We start from the raw sequence: 20,881 nt of genomic DNA on the forward strand, positions 1-20,881 counted from the left end.
ACTTTACCTAGTTTTATATGAGATCTGCCTAAATAATACGGTAATCTTTCGCTAAGTAAGGTAGTTATGAAATTGGACGGAATTTCTCAGCGACAAAAGGTAAAGAAGAAGGAACAGAGATAGTCTCCATTTCAGGATAACGTAATCCGGTTAATTTGCCACCAAATACAGCACCAGTATCAATATTGACTGTCTGATTGACGAATCGAGGTTCTGCTACTGGTGTATGTCCATATACAATCCAAGCTTGCCCCTTGTACTCTTGCGCCCAATCGCGACGGACAGGTGAGCCATCGGCATGCTTCTCTCCTGTAATATCGCCATATAATACAAAGGTTTGTACTTTTTTATCTCGTCTTCCTATGTAATCTTGCCGAATCCCAGCGTGACATACGATTACTCTTTTTTCATCTAGTATGTGGTAGAGCGGTGATTGTTCATAAAGAGTGATAAACTTTTCTTTTATAACGTTTTGCTTATGAGAAGGAAGTGCCTCATATTCAGCAACAGTTGTTTCAAGTCCGTGAGCGACTGTTACATTACGCCCAAGGAAAAATCGATATAGTTTATTACAGTGATTTCCAGGAGCGTAATAAGCTTCTTTTTTATGTATGACAAGTTCCCATACAATTTCAATCATACGTAATGAATGAGGACCACGGTCTGTAATATCGCCAACGAATGCAAGTTTACGTTGGTCAGGGTGAACCGGTAGACCGCTACTCCAGTTATATCCTAGCTTCTCTGTTAAATTTTGAAACTCTTGGAAGCATCCATGAATATCTCCTATAATGTCATATTTCATATTTAAACCTCCATCGTATTTTTCATTAGTATATCTAAAAAAGGATAGAGATAAAAATATAGCGTTTTTGTGTTGTTCATTTAAACATAAAGATTTTCGTTCTTGAGCGAACATTTAAAATGAATCCAATCGCAATCATGTATGTAAGCAGTGAACTTCCTCCGTAACTCATAAGAGGTAATGTTATCCCTGTAATGGGAAGTAATCCGATTGTCATCCCGATATTTTGGAATACTTGGAAAGTAAACATTCCGATTGTACCAGCGCAAATGTAACTACCGAAAGGGTCATTACTTTCTAAAGCAATATGAATCATTCGAAAAATGAGTAAGAAAAAAAGAGAAATAATGACACTTGCGCCTAGAAATCCAAATTGTTCAGCGACATTAGTGAAAATAAAATCTGTATGTGGTTCTGGAAAATATACTTGTCCATTTTCCCACCCTTTTCCTTGCATTTCTCCGGATCCAGTCGCTAAGAATGCTTGTCTTAATTGATAGCCTTGTGCATCATATTTGTAAGGTGCTAACCATCCGTAGAAGCGATTTAATTGATATTCTTTTAAAATGTGTGCTTTAAAGAAATCTGTGTGAGTAAAAAAAATATATATTAATGTAGATCCAGCAACGAAAGTACCGGAAACTAATCCAAAAATAAAACGCCATCGGATGCCAGAAACTAGTATCATTGCTGCAAGCATCGCTGAAATGACCATTGTGTTTCCTAAATCTGGTTCTTTTGCAATAAGTAGTAGTGGTGGCAAGCTTGTCGCAAATATTTTTCCAAGTAGTAAAAAATCGTCATGTATCGTTTGGGAAAAATATTTCTCATTATGATTTGCTATAATTCTTCCAATGACGATAATTAAAAACAATTTCATAATTTCAGAAGGCTGAAAATTTCCGATGCCTGGGAGCCTGTACCAAGCGGTAGCGCCTTTAATTGTAACGGCACCTGGTACTTGAAGTTCTAGTCCAATAAGTAGTACCATTGCAAAGCTGTACAAATACCAAGCAATTTTTTGATAACGATCGAAGTCGATAATCATAATAACACCAATGGCTATAAATCCAATGAAATACCATTGGATTTGCTTTAGTACAAAATTGACGTTTTGTAAAAATGGCGGTAAAGAGGCTTGCGCACTTGCAATAGCACAACAACTAACAATCCCAATGGCAAATAAAATAAATAGTAATACGTAGTCTATTTGATATTGAGAATTTGGATCTTTCAATGTAGGTATTCCTTTCTACTGCTCTTTATAGTAATGGATTTTATCCCGCATTAATGGGCAGTAAGACCCCCACCTCAAAATTCAGCGAAAGCGAAGAAGTTAGGTGGGGGATCAACTGCCCGTAAAAGCCCGATTGGTGAGAGCTGATTAAAGTTTCACTTTATAGTATGAGAAAGAATGTATGAACTATACGAATGATTCACATATAGTCCATACACTTTTAATTTTGCAGAGTAGTTTAATTGTTTAGCTCTTTAATAATTATATCCAAACAATGAGAGAGACGTACATGTGCGTCAGGAAAAATATCTAGTTGATGAAGATAGTATTTTAAGGAACTTTTACACCATTGGTAAGAACTAAGTAGAGCTGCTCTATAGTCCGTAGTATTTTGTAAAAAGCCATATTCTTTTGCTGTTATAACAAGGTGTGTGAAATCTTCACAACCTTGAAGGAGCTTATTGTGTATTTGTTGTCCAGCATGGTAGCGAAATTGACTTAAAGGCTCAGAAATGTATATTGCATTTCCTTTAGAAAGTAAAGAAATCCATGAGGCCATATCAACACTACAAGAATATTGTCGCTCTTTAAGGGTGCCAAAAGGTTCAGTGAGCAATTCCTTTCGGAACAAAGTAGTTGTAGGCTCACCGATAATGTTGTGTCCGCCCTTTAACATCCAATTACCTAAAAATATCCCATTTAATGGGGTGTCTTCACTATATAACCTTTGTGTTGGATGGGAATCACCTATTAGATTTCCATGATCATCAATGCGTACTCGATAAGAAGTAACAAGAGCAAGATTTTTATTGGGATCTTGCTCAAAATAGGTCATCATTTTTTGTATTTTATGCTTATAAAACACGTCATCGTCCATTAAAAAATTTATATACTCACCATTTGATTTTTCTATGAGCATAAGGTCATTGTGAAATTGTCCTAGAGTAGGGGTATTTCGAATGTATGTTATATTTTTATAATTTGGTAAGTATTGTTCGCGTATTAAAGTTGCTGTTTCATCATTTGTACTATCATCTCCGATGATGATTTCAATATTTGAATAAGTTTGTGCCAATGCACTTTCTAGAGCAATTTTGAAATAATGAGGCCGATTATAAGTAGGAATAAGGATGGAAACGAGAGGTGGATTTTTTTCATTCATCATACATAACTTCCTTTCAGAAGCTTTTTTTTGTAAGAACAATATCTTGGTAACTTGTATATTCATGTCTGCCGCACCATAAACCGTAATGCGGCTTATTGATTATTTCTAGGCCGTACTTATTCAATAGATTGCAAATATCTGTCTCAGGATAAGCAACTGCGAAATTCGGAATATCTTTATTTACAACGTAGCAATTTTCGATTCGATGATAAAAACCTAATGTACTTTGTCCTGCATTTAAATAATAGGACGATTCAGGGTTTATAAGAAAGAATGTAATGAAACATCTCCCGTCTTTTTTTAATACACGTACAATTTCAGATACGTAATGTTCTAATTCTTTTGGGAGAAGATGCGTAAATACAGAAGTTAAAAAGATAAAATCGAATGTTCCGTCTTCATAGGGAAAACGATATTGAGAGGCATCTTCTTTTCCTTCCGGATTATAGAATTGATTGTATATGTCAACATGTTCAAAGTGAAAATTATTACGCATAGTTGAAATGTTATTTTGACACCAAGTAATTCCATCTTTAAACAAATCAAATCCATAATACGCTCCATCATCATTTAAGTAATTCATTAATGGTACAGCCATTCGGCCGACGCCGCAGCCTACATCTAATACTTTTTCATTTGATTTTAAAGCACCAATTTGAATAAAATGCTTTAGGAACTCTTTTCCAACCTTTTTGAAGTCGCCACCTACATATTGGACGAGTTCAGGAGGGGGGAGTAAAGTCATTTCTTTGTTAAATTCGCTCATGAGTATACCCCTTTCTTATGTGAGAATATGCAGTAACTCTATTAATGAAATTTTCAATTTGTAGTGAGAGAACACAGGAAAACAATTGTTATATGTAGGGAGATTCCGAAAAAGAATACTTAATTGGATCAGAAGTAAGAGAAGAATGAGTGAAAATGGAATCTCCTATAGATTAAATCTTTTTTATTCTTTTCTCCAATAAACGCCAAATACATCAATTTTAGTAATAGGGGCTTTTAAATTCCGTTGATTTCTAAAGTCTGTCACAGCCTCAGCGCATGGTGGTAGCCCGTAGTCATCGATAATTATATAGCCACCTTTAGAAACTTTATCATATAAGTTCACGAGACCATCCATGGTGGATTCATACATATCACCATCAAGCCGTGCAATTGCTATTTTTTCAATTGGTGCTGTTGGTAAAGTATCTTTAAACCAACCTTTTAAAAATTTCACTTGATCATTTAGTAAATCATATTTTTTGAAATTCTCTTGTACTTGTTCTAAAGAGACGCGTAAGTAATCGAATGTGTGTAAATAATCACCGTAATCTTTTGGATATTGTTCTAGATTCGGTGCTGGCAAACCTTCAAATGAATCTGCAACCCACACATTACGGTCCGTAATGTTGTTTGCTTGTAAAAAACCATTCATAAAAATGCATGATCCTCCGCGCCATACGCCTGTTTCAATAAAATCACCTTCTATATTTTCACGAACAACGGTTTCCATTGCCTCTTGTAATTGGTTCATACGTTCTCGACCAATCATGCTATGTGCTGCTCTTGGCCAATCCATTCCATCATGACGTTCACTTTTTGAGACATTTGGTTTTACAATTTTTAAGTTATGGTTTTCGGCATATTGCTTAATGAATAAAGGGAGAGGGACTGTAACTGGTTCGAATTCTAGTTCTTTCGAAATATGTAGAGATGCGGGTAAGTATGCCTCATATTCTAACCATATTTCAAATAAAATTGTCTTCTTTAGCAATTCGAGATAAAGCTGAACAGCAGATTTACTTTCCATATTTGTGCCTCCTGCAAAATGTCATACAACAATATGATTATGTAGGTACCGAATGTTTCATGATTGAATTTGAAATTGAAAAAAGCAGTAAAACTGATATCAGTTTTACTGCTAAGTAAAAATTAAGCAACTTTTTCAATAATAATGGATGCACTCGTGCCAAGAGCTAATGATAGCCCAAGCCCTGTAACAATTACTTCAACTAATGATGGAGTTGTCGTAATTTGCGTAATTGCTTGAATAACGATAGGTGCTCCGAGTGAGATTAAACTCGATCCAGTACCTGGTACAGGTACTCCATTCACTTGGATTGTAAGACCTCCTAATAGACTTGCTGTTGCAGTGTTAGCGATAACAGTGATTTTATAGAATCCAGTTTCACTAATTACGAAAGTATCAGCATCTAATTGAGAAATTGCTGTACCAAACTGAGATCCAACAGTATTAAATGGTACTGGATCATTAATTCCTAGATCTAAAGAAATCCCACCGGAGTTAAATGCGTATAGTCCTGCTGGAAGTCCTAGTCCTGATGGTCCCGTAGGTCCAGTCGGTCCAGTAGCCCCAGTCGGTCCAGTAGCTCCAGTAGCTCCAGTGTCACCAGTCGGCCCCGTAGGTCCAGTAGCCCCAGTGTCACCAGTCGGCCCCGTAGGTCCAGTAGTCCCAGTGTCACCAGTCGGCCCCGTAGGTCCAGTAGCCCCAGTGTCACCAGTAGGTCCAGTAGGTCCAGTAGTCCCAGTGTCACCAGTAGGTCCCGTAGGTCCAGTTGGCCCAGTGTCACCAGTCGGTCCCGTAGGTCCAGTTGGCCCCGTAGGTCCAGTCGGCCCAGTCGGCCCCGTAGGTCCAGTTGGCCCGGTAGGTACAGTCGGCCCCGTAGGTCCAGTCGGCCCAGTCGGCCCGGTCGGCCCAGTCGGAAGGGTAAACGGTGGTATCGGTGGTAATGTAGGTCCTACAAGATTAGGGTCAAATGCACTAGCTGATAAAGATTCATCGGGATTTAATCCATTTGAATAATTATTATTTGACATAAATTCACCTCCATAAAGCGTTCATTATATAGTAGATGCAAAACCGAAAGAAAATGACACGGACATTTGAATTATTGAAAAGAAATCTTAAACTACTTGAACAATTTAAAAAAATGGAAAGTTTAGTATATGTATAACATATGATTGATTTGGAAGAGGGTGATTATGTTGAACAAGCAAGGAATTACAATTAGTTTATGTATGATTGTTCGAGATGAGGAGGAGACAATAGCCCGTTGTTTAGACACAGTTGAAAAAATTGTGGATGAAATTATAGTGGTTGATACAGGTTCCGTCGATCGAACGAAAGAAATCGTAGAGAAATACACTTCTAACATATATGATTTCCAGTGGATTGATGATTTTGCAGCAGCAAGAAATTTTTCTTTTTCAAAAGCGACGCAAGAGTATATATTGTGGCTAGATGCAGATGACGTATTATTAGAAGATGCTCAAGAAGCATTGAAACTTTTAAAAAGAGAATTAGATCCTAAAATTGATGCTGTTTCGATGCCTTATCACCTTGCAATGGATTCTAACGGGAAACCTTTATATTGTACAAAAAGAAATCGACTTGTAAAGCGTGAAAAACAATTTCAATGGTTTGGAAAGGTTCATGAGTATTTAGCTATTTCTGGTGAGGTTTTTAGTAGTAATGTTGCTATTACACATAAAAAAGAAAAAAAAGTAACAGATCGTAATTTAAAAATTTTTCAAAATACTGTAGCTGCAGGTGAAGAATTGAGTCCGAGAGATTTATTTTATTACGCAAATGAATCTACGGATAACCAAAAATATGATGATGCAGTTCTTCTATATGAAACATTTCTTAATCAAGACGAAGGATGGTATGAAGAAAAAATTTATGCATGTGGTAAGCTAGGAGATTGCTATGCGAAGCTCGGAATGTGGGAGAAGGCAATCGAATCTTGTGTGAAGTCGTTTCGGTATGACGTCCCTAGAGGAGAGAATTGTACAAGAATAGGATATATATATATGGAACAAGAAAAATATAATGAAGCGATATTTTGGTTTAAACTTGCAACGGAAGTACCAATGGCAACGGAAAGTCCTTTCCATAGTCCAGCTAGCTACACATGGCTACCCTATTTACAAATGTGTATTTGTTATAGCAGGTTAGGAGAGCAGGATAAAGCGTATTATTACAATGAATTAGCAGCTTCTTATGTTCCGAATAATGCTGCAATTGAATATAACCGTAAATATTTTCGGGGGGTTTTTGATAAACCATATAAAGTGTAATGGGTTTCGTTTTTTAGAAATGATGTATCTTTATTCTAACTCTAATAGATTGGTTATATATTAGAGTATCGGTAACGTAACCAATATAGATAAAAGATTTTATACTGCTATTTGTGGGCTAATAATCAGTGGAGGATGAACAAAATCTGCACTTTATAGAATTCATATGAGATTTATATTTCTAATTCAATTTGCATAAGGAGTGTGTGAAATGAATCGCGAAAAAAGTTCTTTATATGAAGAGAAATCCGAGCATTATTATAATGCAGCGAATCCGAATTTATTAAAGCATATAAAAAAGGAATGGAAAGAAGTTCTTGATATTGGTTGCTCGAGCGGTGCATTGGGAGCGGCTATTAAAGAAAATGGTACACGTGTATCAGGAATTGAGGCATTTCCAGAGGCGGCAGAAAAAGCGAAAGAAAGACTAGATCATGTTATTTTAGGGGATATAGAAAAAATAGATCTTCCTTATGAGGAGGGACAATTTGATTGCATCCTATTTGGAGATGTATTAGAGCATTTATTTGATCCGTGGGCTGTGATAGAAAAAGTAAAGCCATATATAAAGAAAAATGGTGTGATTTTAGCAAGTATACCAAACGTTGCTCATATTTCAGTATTAGCTCCCTTACTTGCCGGAAATTGGACGTATACAGAATATGGTTTATTAGATAAAACACATATTCGTTTCTTTACATTTAATGAAATGCTAAGAATGTTTTTAAAAGCAGGATATGTTATTGGTAAAGTAGATCGTGTATATGTTGATCATAAAATGTATGAGCCGCTTATTGAGGAGTTATATGGAATTTGTAAAAAATATCGTCTTGGAAGTGGCTTCATGGCTGAGACAGTTGTATTTCAGTATATTATTGAAGCTGAAAAATCACAATTATGAGTACTGCAGACAAAACAATATTATTTGTTACATGTATAAATGATCGAAAATTGTATGCAAACTGCGTTCGACATATATTGCAATTGTTAGTACCGCCAGGGTATATTGTACAATTTATGCCGATTCGAAATGCGAAAAGTATGACGAGTGGATACAATCAAGCCATTTCGCATCCAGCGAAGTATAAAGTGTATTTACATCAAGATGTTTTTATTATAAATAGGGCTTTTTTATACGGATTACTTCAATTATTTGAGGAACATGAACACCTTGGTATGATTGGGATGGTTGGAGCGCAATATGTTCCTCCGACTGGTGTATGGAACGAAGGGCGTGGAATTGTAGGAAAGGTCATTGGTTATATGAATGATTTGTTTTATATGGCAAGTTTAGAACAACCGTATCATGAATCAAAAACATTTATTCCTGTAGAATGTATTGATGGTTTATTAATGGCCACACAATATGATGTTCCGTGGCGAGAAGACTTATTTGACGGATTTGATTTTTATGATGTATCTCAATCATTTGAATTTAGAAAAGCAGGATATACAGTTGGTGTACCTGTACAGCGTGATGCTTGGTGTATCCATTATCATTTTGATGTGAATATGACGAACTATGAAAAGTATCGGAAAATATTTGTGGAACAATATATGTCAGATGTAAATAAGGAAGAATAAAAGGGGGGACAAAAATGAAAGATCATACAATATTAGTCGTTGTCTGTGTAAATAATGAGGAGCTTTTCAAACAATGTGAGAGCCAAATAAGAAACATTTTTGTTCCCCCAGGTTATGTCGTGCAAATTTTTCCGATACGAGATGCACAAAGTATGGCAAGTGCATACAACCGAGCCCTTTCATATCCAGCGAAATACAAAGTGTATATACATCAAGATACATATCTTATTAATCGAGACATGTTTTCTACACTTATATCTCTTTTTAAAGAAAATGAAAAGCTTGGTTTAATAGGAGTCGCTGGGGCTCAGTTTTTACCGAATAACGGGATATGGTGGGAAGGAAAAAATTTAGTAGGGAAAGTGATTGAGTATAGAAGACAGAATTATCAATTATTAAGTTTAGATCAGGTTTTTTATGGTAATCAACCATTTTTGTCAGTTCAGGCAATTGATGGCTTATTCATGGCAACGCAGTATGATATTCCGTGGCGAGAAGATTTGTTTCAAGGGTTTCACTTTTATGATGTGTCACAGTCTTTAGAGTTTCAAAGGGCTGGTTATTTAATTGGTATCCCAAATCAAGCAAATTTATGGTGTATTCATTACAACGGGGATGAGTTTGATGCGGATACATATGAGAAGTACCGGAAAGTGTTTGTAGAACATTACAAAGATATATTATCTCCATCATAAAGGAGAGATGCAAAGTGAAAGGAATTATTTTAGCAGGTGGTACTGGATCGAGATTATATCCAATAACGAAAGTAACGAATAAACATTTACTTCCTGTTGGTCGGTATCCAATGATTTATCATGCGGTATATAAGCTAAAACAATGCGATATTACAGATATTATGATTATTACAGGTAAAGAGCATATGGGGGATGTTGTTAGCTTTTTAGGGAGTGGTCATGAATTTGGAGTGTCCTTTACGTATCGTGTGCAAGATAAAGCGGGCGGGATCGCACAGGCGTTAGGGCTTTGTGAAGATTTCGTCGGGAATGATCGTATGGTAGTTATATTAGGTGATAATATTTTTTCAGATGATATTCTTCCGTATGTTGAAGAGTTTGCAAATCAAAAAGAAGGTGCGAAAGTGCTATTGCAATCTGTAGAAGATCCCGAAAGATTTGGCGTAGCACATATTCAAAACCGAAAAATAGTTGAAATTGAAGAAAAGCCGAAAGAGCCGAAAAGTTCTTATGCGGTTACGGGAATTTATTTGTATGATTCGAAAGTCTTTTCTTATATTAAAGAATTAAAACCTTCTGCACGGGGAGAACTTGAAATTACAGATATAAATAATTGGTATTTAAAACGAGGGGTACTTACTTATAATGAAATGAACGGCTGGTGGACTGATGCGGGAACTCATGCTTCGCTTCAAAAGGCGAATACGTTAGCGCGTGATATTAATTTTGGGAAACAGTTTAACGGAGAATAGGTGAGAATATGAAAGTTGTAGAAACAAATTTTACCGATGCAAAATTGTTAGAACCGAGGTTGTTTGGAGACGAGCGTGGCTTTTTTTCAGAGAGTTATAATAAGCAGGTGCTAGAAACATTAGGGATAACGTATTCATTTGTACAGGATAACGTATCTTATTCGGCTAAGGCAGGAACGATTCGGGGACTACACTTTCAAAAAAAACCGAAAGCACAAACGAAACTCATTCAAGTTATGCAAGGGGCAATTTATGATGTTATCGTTGATTTACGAAAAAAATCACCAACATTTAAACAATGGAAAGGATATATTTTAAGTGGAGATAACCATCGGCAATTACTAGTGCCAAAAGGGTTTGCGCATGGATTTTGCACGCTTGTTCCGCATACTATCGTTATGTATAAAGTAGATGAATATTATAGCGCAGAGCATGACTCAGGATTACTTTGGGAAGATAAAGATTTAGCAATTCCTTGGCCAGTAACCGATCCTATATTGTCCGATAAGGATCAGATATTACCATTATTAGAGGAATATGAAGATAGTTTTTAAGTAGGAGCGTTGTTTATGAATATATTAGTAACAGGTGGGGCTGGATTTATTGGAAGTAATTTCGTTCATTACATGCTACAAAGTTATGAAACATATAAAATTATTAATTACGATGCATTAACATATAGCGGGAATTTAAATAACGTAAAATCTCTTCAGGATCACCCGAATTACTTTTTTGTAAAGGGAGAAATTCAAAATGGAGAGCTATTAGAACACGTTATAAAAGAGCGGGACGTACAAGTGATTGTAAATTTTGCAGCTGAATCACATGTGGACCGTAGTATTGAAAATCCGATTCCTTTTTATGATACAAATGTAATTGGGACGGTCACTTTATTAGAACTAGTTAAAAAATATTCGCATATAAAACTTGTGCAAGTATCAACGGATGAAGTGTATGGCTCTTTAGGAAAAACAGGGAAGTTCACAGAGAAAACGCCGTTAGCTCCAAATAGTCCATATTCTTCAAGTAAGGCGAGCGCGGACATGATAGCTCTATCTTACTATAAAACATATCAATTACCGGTTATAGTAACGCGTTGTTCTAACAATTATGGACCGTACCAGTATCCTGAAAAATTAATTCCATTAATGGTTACGAATGCACTAGAAGGAAAAAAACTACCGTTATATGGTGATGGTTTAAATGTAAGAGATTGGTTACATGTAACGGATCATTGCAGTGCGATTGACGTTGTTTTGCATAAGGGACGTGTCGGAGAAGTATATAATATAGGTGGAAATAATGAAAAAACAAATGTAGAAGTTGTGGAACAAATTATTACTCTTTTAGGAAAAACAAAAAAAGACATTGAATATGTTACAGATCGTTTAGGGCACGATCGTCGTTATGCGATTGATGCAGAGAAAATGAAGAATGAATTTGATTGGGAACCGAAATATACGTTTGAACAAGGATTACAAGAGACGGTGAAATGGTATGAAAAGAATAAGGAATGGTGGAAACCACTAAAAGACCAGTAAGGGGCATGTTAAATGAAAGAGAGGGTTATCATAACAGGAGCAAACGGTCAATTAGGAAAGCAACTATTTGAAGAGTTAGACTCTGAAGAATATGATATATATCCATTTGATAAAAAGTTATTAGATGTGACAAATATATCCCGAATACAACAAGTGGTACAAGAAATAAAACCACATATAATTATTCATTGTGCTGCCTATACGAAAGTAGATCATGCGGAGAAAGAACAGGATCTTGCATATAGAATAAATGCAATCGGAGCTCGAAATGTAGCGGTTGCTTCACAATTAGTAGGGGCGAAGCTAGTTTATATTAGTACTGATTATGTATTTCAAGGCGCCAGACCAGATGGATACGACGAATTTCATAGTCCAGCACCGATAAATATATATGGGGCCTCTAAGTATGCGGGGGAGCAGTTCGTCAAAGAGTTACATAATAAATATTTTATCGTTCGCACATCGTGGCTATATGGTAAATATGGGAATAATTTTGTGAAAACGATGATGCGATTAGGAAAAGAAAGAGATGAAATATCTGTTGTAGCGGATCAAGTTGGCTCTCCTACGTATGTGGCGGATTTGAATATGGTTATTAATAAGCTCATTCATACTTCTTTATACGGTACATACCACGTATCAAACAGAGGCTCATGCTCTTGGTTTGAATTTGCACAAAAGATATTTTCGTACGCCAATATGAAAGTGCATGTATTACCTGTTTCAACGGAAGAATTCGGGGCTGCGGCTGCGAGGCCCAAATATTCTATTTTTCAACATAACATGCTAAGATTAAATGGTTTTTCACAAATGCCGTCTTGGGAAGAAGGATTAGAGCGGTTTTTTATAGAAACCAAAAGTCATTAACAAATTTCTGTTAATGACTTTTTTGTTTGCCTTTAAGCGGTTTTATGGTACTATAATTATAGTATCAGGTACTAATAACAAGTATAAGTATTTCTGGGAGGATATATCATGGAACTATTACAAGGGAAAACATTTGTTGTTATGGGCGTTGCGAACCAAAGAAGTATTGCATGGGGAATAGCTCGCTCTTTGCATAATGCAGGTGCAAAATTAATATTCACATATGCAGGAGAACGTTTAGAAAGAAACGTTCGTGAATTAGCGGACACATTAGAAGGACAAGAATCACTTGTATTACCTTGTGATGTAACGAATGATGAGGAACTTACAGCTTGCTTTGAAACAATTAAACAAGAAGTAGGTACTATTCATGGTGTAGCACATTGTATTGCTTTTGCAAATCGCGATGACTTAAAAGGTGAATTTGTAGATACTTCTCGCGATGGATTTTTACTTGCACAAAATATTAGTGCATTCTCTTTAACAGCTGTAGCAAGAGAAGCAAAAAAAGTAATGACAGAAGGCGGAAATATTTTAACGTTAACATACCTTGGCGGCGAGCGCGTTGTGAAAAATTATAACGTTATGGGTGTTGCGAAAGCTTCATTAGAAGCGAGCGTGAAATATTTAGCGAACGATTTAGGTCAACACGGTATTCGTGTTAACGCTATTTCTGCAGGACCAATTCGTACGTTATCTGCAAAAGGTGTAGGCGATTTCAACTCAATCTTAAGAGAAATTGAGGAGCGCGCACCACTTCGTCGCACAACAACGCAAGAAGAAGTTGGCGATACAGCAGTATTCCTATTCAGTGATTTAGCTCGAGGTGTAACAGGAGAAAACATTCACGTTGATTCAGGGTATCATATCCTAGGATAAATATAATATTAAATTTTAAAGGACAATCTCTAAATGATGAGATTGTCCTTTTTATTTGTTCTGAGAAAGAACGATTTTTAACGAAAGTTCTTATCAGGTGATGAATATAACTATAATAGTACACGATTTATTTAGCTACGTATGGAAGTGGGAGGGACGAGTGTGAAGAATAAAAATAAAAGTTCAACAGTTGGAAAACCGTTGTTATATATCACGCAAGTAAGTTTAGAACTTGCTGCACCGAAAATAAAAAGGATTATCCTGACAAACTTTGAAAATGAAGATCAAAAAGAGAAAAGTAATAGACAAGAAAATATTGTAAGTAGTGCTGTGGAAGAGGTAATAGAACAAGAACAACAAGAAGAGCAGCAAGTGGAAGAAAAAATAGAAGAAAAAGAAGAACACGCAGAACAAGAAGAGCAAGAAGAGCAAGAACCAGAACCAGTAAGAACTGTCCCGTATAATAAATCATTTAAGGATATGAATAATGATGAAAAAATTCATTTTTTACTAAACCGCCCTCATTACATTCCGAAAGTAAGGTGCAGAATAAAAACAGCTACAGTCTCATATGTTGGATCGATCATATCGTATCGAAATGGCATTGTATCTATTATGCCGCAAAATAGTATGAGAGATATTAGGCTGTCTATAGATGATATCCAATCGATTAGTATGGCCGGTTTTTAAATATGTAAAGGTGGTAGAAAGCTTCTACCACCCCAATAGTTTTTTAGTTTACTTTACGATAGAAACGTCGCGTAAGCATTGAATCGCACAGAAACAGCTTAAATCAACAGTAATGCAAGTAGTTGTAGATATTAATCTTGCATTTGGTACAGCTAAAAACGTACAAATTGGATCGTCACCAGGTGGTACCGGAGAACTGTCACCTAAAACTACAGTTAATACACGTAGTACAGCACAGCTATCGTCATCTACACTTTCCACACGGAAAATTGGAGAACGGCAGCTAGTAAGGCTTGATGATGGTGCAAATGCTTCAAAAGGTTCTCCAGTTTTTGTGTATAAAATAAAAGGGCGTGTATTAGCTACTGATGCAGTATTGTGTGCACCTAAGAATGGGATTTCACAACCAGATCCACATGTTGTTGTAGAACAATCTTGTAATTCATTGATGAATTTTACAACGTCAACTACACAATGAGAAGAGCCATGGTGTTTATTTTCGTTACAACTCATTAATGTCACTCCTTATCTTCTTGTTTGTATTTACATTAATAAGATATTGGAGTCGAGGAGATTTGGTCACAATCTCAAGACCTTTTTTTTTAAATAGGCGAAAGAGGATAAGGGAAGGTGGAATCATGCTGTTTACAAGCTGGCTTTTATTTTTTATTTTTGCGTTAGCTGCTTTTAGGCTCACTCGTTTAATTGTTTATGATAAAATTACAGCCTTTTTGCGAAGACCATTTATTGATGAATTAGAGATTACGGAGCCGGATGGAAGTGTATCAACGTTTACAAAAGTGAAAGGTAAAGGATTAAGAAAGTGGATTGGCGAATTGTTAAGCTGTTATTGGTGTACAGGTGTATGGGTTAGTGCTTTTTTATTAGTCTTATATAATTGGATTCCTATCGTTGCAGAACCGTTACTTGCATTATTAGCCATTGCAGGAGCAGCAGCAATCATTGAAACGATTACAGGATATTTTATGGGAGAATAATATATTTTCATAATAAGAGAAAAAGCGGAGTTTAAAAGAATGAGGGAACGGAAATAAAGAGTTGTTCATATAGTAAATAGACAGAATTGACAGTAGAGGAGATGTTTGCTGTGAGCAATAATCCAAGGCAAAATTCATATGACCTGCAGCAGTGGTATCATATACAGCAACAACACCAAGCACAACAACAGGCATATCAAGAACAATTACAACAACAAGGATTTGTGAAGAAAAAGGGATGCAATTGTGGGAAAAAGAAGAACACAATAAAACAATATGAAGAATGAAACACTCATGCTACTGTGAGTGTTTTTTATTATATATAAAAAGCGGTATTTCTGTATTAGAAATACCGCTTTTTACTAGCTAATTTGTGCAACTGTTAATGCTGCAGCACGAATGTCTACAGTTCCAATTAACTGAACTGGCACAATTTGAATTAAGTCACCAGGATTTAAGTTAATAAGAATAACACCGCTGGATACGTCTACTTCACCAGTACCAATAACGTTAGAACGAACTGCTGTACCTGATCCAGGAATAATATTAGCTGGTGTATTTAATGATAAGAAGAAACGACCAGCTTCTGGTGCAACAGGTGAGTTATCAAGACTAATTGTTAATGTATAACTGATTTGATAAATACCAGCTCGTAGAATTCGAATGCCATCTCCGACACTTACTGTATCATTTATTACAGGAACAGTAATATTTGGGTTTGGACTTACGCTAGGTAATAATAGTGGTGTAAATAGTGAAGCAAACTGAGGTGCAGACGCGTTGAAAGCAAAACCAAAGGCAGGTAGTGTACTAGCTGGCTTCGCCTCGCAATCGATTTTAGTAAATTCGCAATCAGAAGAGAACATGTTTTTCACTCCTTTATCTGTTTCTACTTTCAGTTAATGAAAAGGACAGGTTCTATGTTCTAGACAAGTTCCCAATTTTAAGAAATTTACATAAGAATACTCGTTAAGCATGGATTGGGTGGCAGAATTATCTGCCACCCAATCCATGCTTAACTCATTATTTAGTTTTAAATAGAAACATCGCGTAAGCATTGAATAGCGCAGAAGCAACTTAAATCAACAGTAATGCAAGTGGAGGTTGATATTAGTCTTGCATTTGGTACAGCTAAAAACGTACAGATTGGGTCGTCACCAGGTGGTACAGCGGTACCATCACCTAAAACTACAGTTAATACACGCAATACAGCACAGTCATCATCATCTATACTTTCTACGCGGAAAATGGGAGATCTGCAGCTAGTAAGGCTTGAAGATGGTGCAAATGCTTCAAAAGGTTCTCCAGTTTTTGTGTATAAAATAAAAGGACGTGTATTCGCTACTGATGCATTGTTATGTGCACCTAAAAATGGAACTTCGCAACCAGATCCACATGTTGTCGTTGCACATTCTTGTAGTTCATGTATAAAACGAACAACATTCGATACACAGTTGAAATCACACTCATGTTGATGATCTTCATTACAATTGCAGCTCATTATGTTCACTCCTTCTCGTGAGTTCTGACATACACTATTACAATATGAGTGGAATATGGCTGATATTACGTTAATTCTCACGATAAAAACAAGGAATTTATATAGGAGGGATGTACATAACGTGATATAAAAAAAGACATCCTTATTTAGTGGATGTCTTTTCAGGTAAATCTTTTCGCACAGTATATAAAAAACGAGATATATCTAATTTCTTTCCTCTGAAAAATTGCGGAGAAGAAATATAAAGTTCTTCTTTCGCACGTGTAATGGCGACATACAGTAATCGGCGTTCTTCTTCTAACGCTTCAGAAGTTTCCGTAACACGATCATTTGCATCTTTTAAAGAAGAAGTATGAGGCAGGATTCCATCACTTGCTCCAAGTAAAAAGACACATGGAAATTCAAGGCCTTTTGCGTTATGAATTGACATAAGTGAAACGGCATCTTTTTGCGGCATTGTTTTTAATGCTTCCATTTCTTTTTGACCTTGAATCGCCTCGTCGATAAATTGTAAATAAGCTGGAATATCGGTGAAACGAGTTGCAGACTCCATTAATTCTTCCAACATTTCTTCTTGTATGTCTTTATGCATCGTAAAGGAAGAACGATCGTTACTTTGTAAGTATTCTAAATATTTTCCTTTACCATGAATGATTTCTTTTAATGCTTTTTTCGGTTCTAATTCTTTAATAAATTTAATAAAATCGATGCGCTCATTTACCTTTTTCACTTGAAAAGGTTTTAAGCTTGGATTTAATAGTAAGAAATGAAGAAGAGAAGGGAAGCGCCCCTCACCATATTTCCATTGTTCACGTTCAATAAATGAAATACAATCATCACGTCCGATATACATCGTCGGCAATATGTTTGAAAGTGATTCTAGTCGAAACGGCTCAATCACGAGTCTTAAATGATCTAATACAGGCTTGATTAAAGAATGTTCATAAAATGATTGGCTCGCCCCGTGTTTAATAAACGGGACTTTATGAATGGTAAGCTGATCAAGTAACGAACGACTTACAGAATGTGTGCGATACAGTAAACAAAAATCTTTAAAGTTACGTTCACCACTCTCTACTTTTTCTTGAATAAGCTGCAAAATTTGATTTGCTTCGTCAAGAGTCGTAGCAGGTCTTGCATAAAAAGGTTGTACACCTTCTTCACGAACGGAGTATAGCTCTTTATCAAAACGTTCTTGATTTAATTTTATAACTTCATTTCCAAGCCCGACGATAAAGGGATTGGATCGATAATTCGTATTTAGTGCAATGATTGTTGTGTTATCAAATTCTTTTGGAAAAGATAAAATAATTTGGTGACTTGCCCCTCGCCAGCCATAAATTGCTTGATCATCATCACCTGCGATGAACAAATTATTTCTTGGCGTGGCTAACAATTTTACAATTTCATATTGTGCATAGGATGTATCTTGAAACTCATCTACTTCAATGTAGTGAAAACGTTGTTGTAATTGAGTTAGTAAAGGAGCATTATTTTCTAACATATAATATGTTTCCAATAAGATGTCATCGAAATCAATATAATTGTAGCGTTGTTTTACCTCTTCAAAACGTTCATATACTTCTTTAAATTCTTGTTCCACTGGTGTTTTCGCTTTTACATCTTTCGGACGATTTAATTTGTTTTTTTCAAGTGAAATCATCGCGAGCATCGTTTCAGCATCGTAATCGTCTTTTAAACGCAATTCTTTTAAGATTTTCTTTATCATAATTTGTTTATGTTTTTCATTTGCTAAAATTTGCTGATTATACCCTTGACTACGAAGCAATTTTAAGAAAACAGAGTGGAATGTACCAGCAACAACGTAGCTACTTGCTGCATGATTCATACCTGGTAACTTCGCAACACGACTTCGGATTTCTTCAGCTGCTTTTTGTGTAAATGTAAGTAATAAAATATTTCGTGGATGAACTTGTTTTACATTTACTAAATAACCAACGCGAGTTGTTAAAACAGATGTTTTCCCGCTTCCAGCACCAGCTAGTGTAAGAACAGGACCTTCTGTTGTGCGCACGGCTTCTAATTGTTTTTCGTTTAAAAAAACATTTTGTTGTTCAAGAGCGCGGAAATAAGCCGCATCTACATCTTCTTCCATAATTAAATGGGTAGATGTTTTCGGAATATGATATGTCGCACGTGGAATATCAGCGTGTGTTAACGATTTTTGTGAAAATTTTTCTTGTGTCATATGTTCACCTTCAAAACTATAGCATCAACATTTAACTTTAGCGGAAGAAAAAGAAAATAGCAATGTAAAAAAACAGGAGGGGTTACCTCCTGCTTTCAAATTACAATTTTTTTATCATTACGACGTGCGGGATATTTGCTTCCATAAATACATCAGAACTTGTTACATATCCAAGTTTTTTATAGAAATCTTCAGCATGTGTTTGAGCGTGAAGTTTCAATTTTGGTAGCGAATTTTCTTTTGCATACGCTTCAAGAGAATCCATAACAATTTTTCCAATCCCTTTTTTGCGATGGGAATTTAGCACGCAAATGCGTTCCATTTTTCCTATACCATCAAGGATGCGAAAACGTCCAGCACCAACTGGAACATCATTGTCATATATAACAACGTGTGTTGAAGTTTCTTCAAACTCATCGTACTCTTCTTCAGCAGAGACACGTTGTTCATTTACAAACACTTGTTTACGTACAGAGAATGCATCTCTTAGTTGTTCGTCCGTTTGTACAATCTGTGCGTGCAAATTAGTTGTTCCCCTTTCCAAGACGGAATGTTTCGTGTACAGTCCATGTTCCATTTTCTAATTGATATAGAAGATGGAAACGATCAATTGGTTGTTCGTAATAGAAATCTTTCATACGTAATCGGCCCAACACATCAGCATGCTCTGCATCTGATAAGCCTTGTCCGATTGTTAAATGAGGTACGAAAGCATATTCGCGTTCTTGCGTGAATAACCCGCTATGCATTTCTTCATTTAAGAAAGTAAGTTCAGGTGTTTTTTCTACTTTAAAGTAAAGGACGTTATTAACAGGTGCGAAAGAACCAACTTTCCCAACATGAAGGGTGAAAGGGTTCGTTTTACTTGCGATTGTATGTAACTCGTTTACAATCGACTCTAATTGTTCATCTTGCGCCTCAAAGGGTGTTTTCAATGTAATATGTGGCGGAACTAATGCGTAGTGCGGGTCATAACGTTTACGCAATCCGTTCGCTTTATCTTGAATCATTTTAGATGGAAAAATTACAATGCCTAATTTCATGTTCCAATTCCTCCCTTTGTAAGTCTAGTTAGATTTTGAGATAAATAAATCTCTTTATCTATTATATCAAATTATTCTGAATACTGCTCTCTATTATTTCATTGATAGAATATGAGAGAAGGCTTTCGGTAAATCAGTCTGCCAATATTTCCAAGTATGATTGCCTTCAAATTCCTCGTAATGCGTGATGAAGTTTCTATCTGTAAGAAGCGTATTTAACTCACGGTTCGGCCCTACGAAATCAGATACTTGTCCATCAGTACGCTTTACAGCCGTTTCTTCTGTACCGATGACGTGATACAGTTCTAACGCCTGTGGATCTTTGAATTCTTTTGCTAAGTTCATCACTGTCTCATCCACAAATGGTGATTGCATAACGACTTTACCGAATGTATGCGGATACATAATTGCAGTCATAAAGGAAACTGTTCCGCCAAGAGAATCACCAATTAAAACACGACCTTTTCCCATTTGATACGTTGGATAATTTTCATCAATATATGGTGCAAGTTCATGAGCAAGGAAACGAATATATGCAGCATTTTTCACTTCATTTGGGAAATATTTTTCTTTACGATCATGTACATTTTTATATGGAATACCGACAATAATTGTACGGTCAATTTCTTCGGTTTCACGAAGGCGCTCAATTACACGGTGCGCTTTACCGAGCTGAAAATAATCTCTACCATCTTGTGCAATTACAACTGTATGTTTGTGCAGTGGTGTGTAATTTACTGGTAAATAAACGAGAAGTGTAACATCTTCTTGAAGTGATGCGCTATAAAATGAAATTTCTTCAATTCTCCCTATTGTTTGACTCATGTAG

Annotated in this window: 25 protein-coding genes; 12 read left to right on the plus strand and 13 right to left on the minus strand. The window is 36.0% G+C overall.

Translation table 11 applies throughout. From position 1 onward, the window contains the following. Positions 1-64: 64 nt before the first annotated feature. The 6 genes from prpE to DN404_RS10445 all read right to left on the minus strand — a co-directional run bounded on the left by prpE (position 65) and on the right by DN404_RS10445 (position 6,030). Positions 65-805, minus strand: coding sequence for a bis(5'-nucleosyl)-tetraphosphatase PrpE (gene prpE, locus DN404_RS10420; RefSeq protein WP_000872700.1), 741 nt, complete (start codon positions 803-805; stop codon positions 65-67). A gap of 76 nt (positions 806-881) precedes the next feature. Beyond that, positions 882-2,042, minus strand: coding sequence for an FtsW/RodA/SpoVE family cell cycle protein (locus DN404_RS10425; protein ID WP_000654702.1), 1,161 nt, complete (start codon positions 2,040-2,042; stop codon positions 882-884). Positions 2,043-2,280: 238 nt separating this feature from the next. Further along, the gene (locus DN404_RS10430) at positions 2,281-3,207 is read right to left on the minus strand and encodes a glycosyltransferase family 2 protein (RefSeq protein ID WP_149215041.1); all 927 of its coding nucleotides are present in this window, start codon (positions 3,205-3,207) and stop codon (positions 2,281-2,283) included. A 13-nt stretch (positions 3,208-3,220) separates the two neighbouring features. Next, positions 3,221-3,973, minus strand: a complete 753-nt coding sequence (locus tag DN404_RS10435; protein ID WP_001288765.1) for a class I SAM-dependent methyltransferase — start codon at positions 3,971-3,973, stop codon at positions 3,221-3,223. Positions 3,974-4,156: 183 nt separating this feature from the next. Continuing rightward, positions 4,157-5,002, minus strand: a complete 846-nt coding sequence (locus DN404_RS10440; protein WP_000444381.1) for a TylF/MycF family methyltransferase — start codon at positions 5,000-5,002, stop codon at positions 4,157-4,159. A gap of 122 nt (positions 5,003-5,124) precedes the next feature. Further along, positions 5,125-6,030 carry a collagen-like protein gene (locus tag DN404_RS10445; RefSeq protein WP_149215042.1) on the minus strand — a complete coding sequence of 302 codons (906 nt, stop codon included), beginning with the start codon at positions 6,028-6,030 and terminating at the stop codon, positions 5,125-5,127. Between the two features lie 165 nt (positions 6,031-6,195). Here DN404_RS10445 and DN404_RS10450 point away from each other — a divergent pair, with 165 nt between their 5' ends. The 10 genes from DN404_RS10450 to DN404_RS10495 all read left to right on the plus strand — a co-directional run bounded on the left by DN404_RS10450 (position 6,196) and on the right by DN404_RS10495 (position 14,301). After that, positions 6,196-7,293: a glycosyltransferase gene (locus tag DN404_RS10450; RefSeq protein ID WP_050228929.1), complete on the plus strand. Its 1,098-nt coding sequence runs from the start codon at positions 6,196-6,198 to the stop codon at positions 7,291-7,293. Positions 7,294-7,504: 211 nt separating this feature from the next. Then, a complete protein-coding gene (locus DN404_RS10455) occupies positions 7,505-8,194 on the plus strand; it encodes a class I SAM-dependent methyltransferase (protein ID WP_149215043.1) in 690 nt (229 codons plus the stop codon). Beyond that, positions 8,191-8,877: a glycosyltransferase family protein gene (locus tag DN404_RS10460; RefSeq protein WP_025709871.1), complete on the plus strand. Its 687-nt coding sequence runs from the start codon at positions 8,191-8,193 to the stop codon at positions 8,875-8,877. Before DN404_RS10455 ends, DN404_RS10460 begins: the two co-directional genes overlap by 4 nt. Positions 8,878-8,891: 14 nt before the next feature. After that, positions 8,892-9,572, plus strand: a complete 681-nt coding sequence (locus tag DN404_RS10465) for a glycosyltransferase family protein (protein ID WP_149215044.1) — start codon at positions 8,892-8,894, stop codon at positions 9,570-9,572. 14 nt (positions 9,573-9,586) lie between these two features. Beyond that, a complete protein-coding gene (locus DN404_RS10470) occupies positions 9,587-10,324 on the plus strand; it encodes a sugar phosphate nucleotidyltransferase (protein WP_000676157.1) in 738 nt (245 codons plus the stop codon). A gap of 8 nt (positions 10,325-10,332) precedes the next feature. Next, positions 10,333-10,878 (plus strand): dTDP-4-dehydrorhamnose 3,5-epimerase, encoded by a 546-nt coding sequence (gene rfbC / locus DN404_RS10475; protein ID WP_000869418.1) that lies wholly within the window; start codon positions 10,333-10,335, stop codon positions 10,876-10,878. Positions 10,879-10,893: 15 nt separating this feature from the next. Continuing rightward, complete coding sequence (gene rfbB, locus DN404_RS10480; protein WP_001024166.1) at positions 10,894-11,865, plus strand: dTDP-glucose 4,6-dehydratase; 972 nt, start codon at positions 10,894-10,896, stop codon at positions 11,863-11,865. Between the two features lie 12 nt (positions 11,866-11,877). Beyond that, positions 11,878-12,732, plus strand: coding sequence for a dTDP-4-dehydrorhamnose reductase (rfbD, locus tag DN404_RS10485; RefSeq protein WP_000664652.1), 855 nt, complete (start codon positions 11,878-11,880; stop codon positions 12,730-12,732). Positions 12,733-12,840: 108 nt separating this feature from the next. Then, positions 12,841-13,611, plus strand: coding sequence for an enoyl-ACP reductase FabI (gene fabI, locus DN404_RS10490; protein ID WP_000421886.1), 771 nt, complete (start codon positions 12,841-12,843; stop codon positions 13,609-13,611). Between the two features lie 141 nt (positions 13,612-13,752). Beyond that, the gene (locus DN404_RS10495; RefSeq protein ID WP_002023550.1) at positions 13,753-14,301 is read left to right on the plus strand and encodes a spore coat CotO family protein; all 549 of its coding nucleotides are present in this window, start codon (positions 13,753-13,755) and stop codon (positions 14,299-14,301) included. A 48-nt stretch (positions 14,302-14,349) separates the two neighbouring features. On the opposite strand, the gene exsY is transcribed toward DN404_RS10495, so the two are convergent. Then, complete coding sequence (gene exsY / locus DN404_RS10500) at positions 14,350-14,814, minus strand: exosporium assembly protein ExsY (protein ID WP_001277744.1); 465 nt, start codon at positions 14,812-14,814, stop codon at positions 14,350-14,352. Between the two features lie 125 nt (positions 14,815-14,939). Between exsY and DN404_RS10505 the strand changes: the two genes are divergently transcribed. Together DN404_RS10505 and DN404_RS10510 are read left to right on the plus strand one after the other, a co-directional pair. Beyond that, positions 14,940-15,299, plus strand: coding sequence for a DUF1360 domain-containing protein (locus DN404_RS10505; protein WP_000899662.1), 360 nt, complete (start codon positions 14,940-14,942; stop codon positions 15,297-15,299). A 101-nt stretch (positions 15,300-15,400) separates the two neighbouring features. Next, entirely contained in the window at positions 15,401-15,586 is a 186-nt protein-coding gene (locus DN404_RS10510) for a hypothetical protein (protein WP_029948404.1), read from the plus strand. Between the two features lie 75 nt (positions 15,587-15,661). Here the strand turns inward: DN404_RS10510 and exsF are convergent, their stop codons facing one another. The 6 genes from exsF to DN404_RS10540 all read right to left on the minus strand — a co-directional run bounded on the left by exsF (position 15,662) and on the right by DN404_RS10540 (position 20,877). Beyond that, positions 15,662-16,165 (minus strand): exosporium protein ExsF, encoded by a 504-nt coding sequence (gene exsF, locus DN404_RS10515; RefSeq protein ID WP_000492939.1) that lies wholly within the window; start codon positions 16,163-16,165, stop codon positions 15,662-15,664. A 167-nt stretch (positions 16,166-16,332) separates the two neighbouring features. Then, a complete protein-coding gene (gene cotY / locus DN404_RS10520; protein WP_001277719.1) occupies positions 16,333-16,800 on the minus strand; it encodes a spore coat protein CotY in 468 nt (155 codons plus the stop codon). Positions 16,801-16,942: 142 nt separating this feature from the next. Continuing rightward, a complete protein-coding gene (locus DN404_RS10525; RefSeq protein ID WP_149215045.1) occupies positions 16,943-19,009 on the minus strand; it encodes an ATP-dependent helicase in 2,067 nt (688 codons plus the stop codon). A 100-nt stretch (positions 19,010-19,109) separates the two neighbouring features. Next, a complete protein-coding gene (locus DN404_RS10530) occupies positions 19,110-19,532 on the minus strand; it encodes a GNAT family N-acetyltransferase (RefSeq protein WP_000543296.1) in 423 nt (140 codons plus the stop codon). A gap of 1 nt (position 19,533) precedes the next feature. Next, positions 19,534-20,052, minus strand: coding sequence for a YjcG family protein (locus DN404_RS10535; protein ID WP_000765863.1), 519 nt, complete (start codon positions 20,050-20,052; stop codon positions 19,534-19,536). Between the two features lie 93 nt (positions 20,053-20,145). Then, positions 20,146-20,877: an alpha/beta hydrolase gene (locus DN404_RS10540; RefSeq protein WP_149215046.1), complete on the minus strand. Its 732-nt coding sequence runs from the start codon at positions 20,875-20,877 to the stop codon at positions 20,146-20,148. Between the last annotated feature and the right edge of the window lie 4 nt (positions 20,878-20,881).

The sequence above is a fragment of the Bacillus sp. TE8-1 genome, assembly GCF_008368855.1.
Lineage (GTDB): Bacteria > Bacillota > Bacilli > Bacillales > Bacillaceae_G > Bacillus_A > Bacillus_A cereus.